Genomic DNA, 5209 nt, shown 5'->3' with positions numbered 1-5209 from the left:
TGAGGTTCCTTTGAGAGCATTAATTTGCCTCGATTAAACTGTTCATTGTTGGAGAGTTTGATCCTGGCTCAGGACGAACGCTGGCGGCGTGCTTAACACATGCAAGTCGAACGCTGAACCACTTTCGGGTGGGGATGAGTGGCGAACGGGTGAGTAACACGTGGGTAATCTGCCCTGCACTCTGGGATAAGCCTTGGAAACGAGGTCTAATACCGGATATCACAACGCTTCGCATGAAGTGTTGTTGAAAGTTCTGGCGGTGCAGGATGAACCCGCGGCCTATCAGCTTGTTGGTGGGGTAATGGCCTACCAAGGCGACGACGGGTAGCCGGCCTGAGAGGGTGACCGGCCACACTGGGACTGAGACACGGCCCAGACTCCTACGGGAGGCAGCAGTGGGGAATATTGCACAATGGGCGAAAGCCTGATGCAGCGACGCCGCGTGAGGGATGACGGCCTTCGGGTTGTAAACCTCTTTCGCCAGGGACGAAGCGCAAGTGACGGTACCTGGATAAGAAGCACCGGCTAACTACGTGCCAGCAGCCGCGGTAATACGTAGGGTGCGAGCGTTGTCCGGATTTATTGGGCGTAAAGAGCTCGTAGGCGGTTTGTCGCGTCGGCCGTGAAATCTCCACGCTTAACGTGGAGCGTGCGGTCGATACGGGCAGACTTGAGTTCGGTAGGGGAGACTGGAATTCCTGGTGTAGCGGTGAAATGCGCAGATATCAGGAGGAACACCGGTGGCGAAGGCGGGTCTCTGGGCCGATACTGACGCTGAGGAGCGAAAGCGTGGGGAGCGAACAGGATTAGATACCCTGGTAGTCCACGCTGTAAACGTTGGGCGCTAGGTGTGGGCGACATCCACGTTGTCCGTGCCGTAGCTAACGCATTAAGCGCCCCGCCTGGGGAGTACGGCCGCAAGGCTAAAACTCAAAGGAATTGACGGGGGCCCGCACAAGCGGCGGAGCATGTGGATTAATTCGATGCAACGCGAAGAACCTTACCTGGGCTTGACATGCGCCAGACATCCCCAGAGATGGGGCTTCCCTTGTGGTTGGTGTACAGGTGGTGCATGGCTGTCGTCAGCTCGTGTCGTGAGATGTTGGGTTAAGTCCCGCAACGAGCGCAACCCTTATCCTACGTTGCCAGCGCGTTATGGCGGGGACTCGTGGGAGACTGCCGGGGTCAACTCGGAGGAAGGTGGGGATGACGTCAAGTCATCATGCCCCTTATGTCCAGGGCTTCACACATGCTACAATGGCTGGTACAGAGGGCTGCGATACCGCGAGGTGGAGCGAATCCCTTAAAGCCGGTCTCAGTTCGGATCGCAGTCTGCAACTCGACTGCGTGAAGTCGGAGTCGCTAGTAATCGCAGATCAGCAACGCTGCGGTGAATACGTTCCCGGGCCTTGTACACACCGCCCGTCACGTCATGAAAGTCGGTAACACCCGAAGCCCATGGCCCAACCCCTTCGGGGGAGGGAGTGGTCGAAGGTGGGACTGGCGATTGGGACGAAGTCGTAACAAGGTAGCCGTACCGGAAGGTGCGGCTGGATCACCTCCTTTCTAAGGAGCACAACACATCCACTCGGCCGGGATTCCCGGAACTACCGTGGTGGAGTGGCCGGCACTCAATACCCGAATGTGGTGTTGTGCTGGTTGCTCAAGGAATCGTGGAACTACTGGTTATGGTCATCTTTGGTTGGCAATGCCTTGCCTAGTACTGACTGTCTTCGGATGGTCGTGGAACGGGAAGCCGGCGCCTGGAGGGGTGATTGTTCGCTATGCACACTGTTGGGTCCTGAGGCAACACGCCTGGGGCTAACCCCCCAAGGGACGTTTTGTTTCTGGTGTGGTGTTTGAGAACTGTAGAGTGGATGCGAGCATCTTTGTGGTCAAGTTGTTAAGGGCACATGGTGGATGTCTTGGCTTCAGGAGCCGATGAAGGACGTAGGAGGCTGCGATAAGCCTCGGGGAGCTGTCAACCGAGCTGTGATCCGAGGATTTCCGAATGGGGAAACCCAGCACCAGTGATGTGGTGTTACCCGCACCTGAATATATAGGGTGTGTGGAGGGAACGCGGGGAAGTGAAACATCTCAGTACCCGTAGGAAGAGAAAACAACCGTGATTCCGTGAGTAGTGGCGAGCGAAAGCGGAAGAGGCTAAACCGTGTATATGTCAAGCTGTCAGGCGTTGTATATGCGGTGTTGTGGGACCCAGCGTCGAGGATCTGACAGTCCTCGGAATGATCGCGCGTGTTAGTGGAACGCCTTGGGATGGGCGGCCGGAGTGGGTGAGAGCCCCGTACGCGAAAACACGTTGTTGGTTGTTTGTTTGGTGTTCCCGAGTAGCAGCGAGCTCGTGGAATTTGCTGTGAATCTGCCGGGACCACCCGGTAAGCCTAAATACTTCCTGAAGACCGATAGCGGACGAGTACCGTGAGGGAAAGATGAAAAGTACCCCGGGAGGGGAGTGAAAGAGTACCTGAAACCGTGTGCCTACAAGCCGTCAGAGCTCACTTGTTGGGTGATGGCGTGCCTTTTGAAGAATGAGCCTGCGAGTTAGTGCTGCGTGGCGAGGTTAACCCGTGTGGGGTAGCCGTAGCGAAAGCGAGTCTGAATAGGGCGCCCATAGTCGCGTGGTCTAGACCCGAAGCGGAGTGATCTACCCATGGCCAGGGTGAAGCGACGGTAAGACGTCGTGGAGGCCCGAACCCACTTAGGTTGAAAACTGAGGGGATGAGCTGTGGGTAGGGGTGAAAGGCCAATCAAACTCCGTGATAGCTGGTTCTCCCCGAAATGCATTTAGGTGCAGCGTCACGTGTTTCACTGCGGGGGTAGAGCTACTGGATGGTCTAGGGGCCTTACCGGGTTACCGAAATCAACCAAACTCCGAATACCGTAGTGTGAGAGCGTGGCAGTGAGACGGCGGGGGATAAGCTTCGTCGTCGAGAGGGAAACAGCCCAGAACACCAGCTAAGGCCCCTAAGTGTGTGCTCAGTGGGAAAGGATGTGGGATTGCCCAGACAACCAGGAGGTTGGCTTAGAAGCAGCCACCCTTGAAAGAGTGCGTAATAGCTCACTGGTCAAGTGGTCCTGCGCCGACAATGTAGCGGGGCTTAAGCACACCGCCGAAGCTGTGTCATTGACACAATAGATCCACTTCGCTCCTTGAGAGTGTTGTGTAGTCGTGTTGATGGGTAGGGGAGCGTCCTGCACCCAGGGAAGCCGTGGCGGAAGCTAGCGGTGGAGGGTGTGGGAGTGAGAATGCAGGCATGAGTAGCGAATGCAGAGTGAGAAACTCTGCCGCCGGATGACCAAGGGTTCCTGGGCCAGGCTAATCCGCCCAGGGTAAGTCGGGACCTAAGGCGAGGCCGACAGGCGTAGTCGATGGACAACGGGTTGATATTCCCGTACCCGAGCATGTGCGCCCATGACGAGGCGTTTGATACTAACCACCCAAAGCCGCATCCCAATATCTTCGGATGGCGGGGTGTGTGTGGAGCGTGGGACCTGATTTCGTAGTAGTCAAGCGATGGGGTGACGCAGGAAGGTAGCTCCGCCAGTGAGTGGTAGTACTGGTGTAAGCGTGTAGGCCGGAACATAGGCAAATCCGTGTTCCATGAGGCTGAGACGTGATGCGTAGCCGTTTGAGGCGAAGTAGAGTGATCCTATGCTGCCGAGAAAAGCCTCTAGTGAGTGCATGCACGGCCCGTACCCCAAACCAACACAGGTGGTCAGGTAGAGAATACCAAGGCGATCGGGTGAACTGTGGTTAAGGAACTCGGCAAAATGCCCCCGTAACTTCGGGAGAAGGGGGGCCAAACATCCTGAAGCCTTTCTCGGGCTAGGGGTGGGTGGCCGCAGAGACCAGCGGAAAGCGACTGTTTACTAAAAACACAGGTCCATGCGAAGTCGCAAGACGATGTATATGGACTGACGCCTGCCCGGTGCTGGAACGTTAAGAGGACCGGTTAACTCCTTTCGGGGGGTGAAGCTGAGAATTTAAGCGCCAGTAAACGGCGGTGGTAACTATAACCATCCTAAGGTAGCGAAATTCCTTGTCGGGTAAGTTCCGACCTGCACGAATGGCGTAACGACTTTCCGGCTGTCTCAACCACAGGCCCGGCGAAATTGCACTACGAGTAAAGATGCTCGTTACGCGCGGCAGGACGGAAAGACCCCGGGACCTTTACTATAGTTTGGTATTGGTTTTCGGTTCGGCTTGTGTAGGATAGGTGGGAGACTGTGAAGTGGTCACGCTAGTGGCTGTGGAGTCGTTGTTGAAATACCACTCTGGTCGAATTGGGAATCTGAACCTCGGGCCATGATCTGGTTCAGGGACAGTGCCTGATGGGTAGTTTAACTGGGGCGGTTGCCTCCTAAAGAGTAACGGAGGCGCCCAAAGGTTCCCTCAGCCTGGTTGGCAATCAGGTGTTGAGTGCAAGTGCACAAGGGAGCTTGACTGTGAGACAGACATGTCGAGCAGGGACGAAAGTCGGGACTAGTGATCCGGCACCTCCTGGTGGAAGGGGTGTCGCTCAACGGATAAAAGGTACCCCGGGGATAACAGGCTGATCTTGCCCAAGAGTCCATATCGACGGCATGGTTTGGCACCTCGATGTCGGCTCGTCGCATCCTGGGGCCGGAGTAGGTCCCAAGGGTTGGGCTGTTCGCCCATTAAAGCGGCACGCGAGCTGGGTTTAGAACGTCGTGAGACAGTTCGGTCCCTATCCGCCGCGCGCGTAGGATACTTGAGGAAGGCTGTCCCTAGTACGAGAGGACCGGGACGGACGAACCTCTGGTGTGCCAGTTGTCACGCCAGTGGCATGGCTGGTTGGCCACGTTCGGAAGGGATAACCGCTGAAGGCATCTAAGCGGGAAGCCTGTTCCAAGATGAGGTATCCCACCCTTTGTGGGTTAAGGCCCCCAAGAGACCATTGGGTTGATAGGCCAGAAATGGAAGCACAGTAATGTGTTGTCGAGTTGACTGGTACTAATAGGCCGAGGACTTGTCTACGAAGGTGTTACGCATCCACTCTACGGTTCTGAAACACCACGCTGGGTGCGTGTGTTGTTTCGTAGTGTTTCGGTGGTTTTAGCGTCAGGGAAACGCCCGGTCCCATTCCGAACCCGGAAGCTAAGCCTGATAGCGCCGATGGTACTGCAACCGAAGGGTTGTGGGAGAGTAGGACACCGCCGAACTTAC

Annotated in this window: 3 rRNA genes; all 3 read left to right on the top strand. The window is 56.2% G+C overall.

The window, feature by feature from the left end:
• Positions 1-45 precede the first annotated feature (45 nt).
• Positions 46-1566: ribosomal RNA gene (locus AB0M83_RS48395) — 16S ribosomal RNA — on the top strand.
• Between the two features lie 327 nt (positions 1567-1893).
• A 23S ribosomal RNA gene (locus AB0M83_RS48390) occupies positions 1894-5020 on the top strand.
• 68 nt (positions 5021-5088) lie between these two features.
• A 5S ribosomal RNA gene (rrf, locus tag AB0M83_RS48385) occupies positions 5089-5205 on the top strand.
• The 16S, 23S and 5S rRNA genes sit together here, the layout of an rRNA operon.
• Positions 5206-5209 lie beyond the last annotated feature (4 nt).

Origin of the sequence: Amycolatopsis sp. NPDC051106, from assembly GCF_040682775.1 — a bacterium.
GTDB lineage: Bacteria > Actinomycetota > Actinomycetes > Mycobacteriales > Pseudonocardiaceae > Amycolatopsis.
Note: the sequence above shows the minus strand (reverse complement) of the source record. Positions and strands in the feature narration are given on the sequence as shown.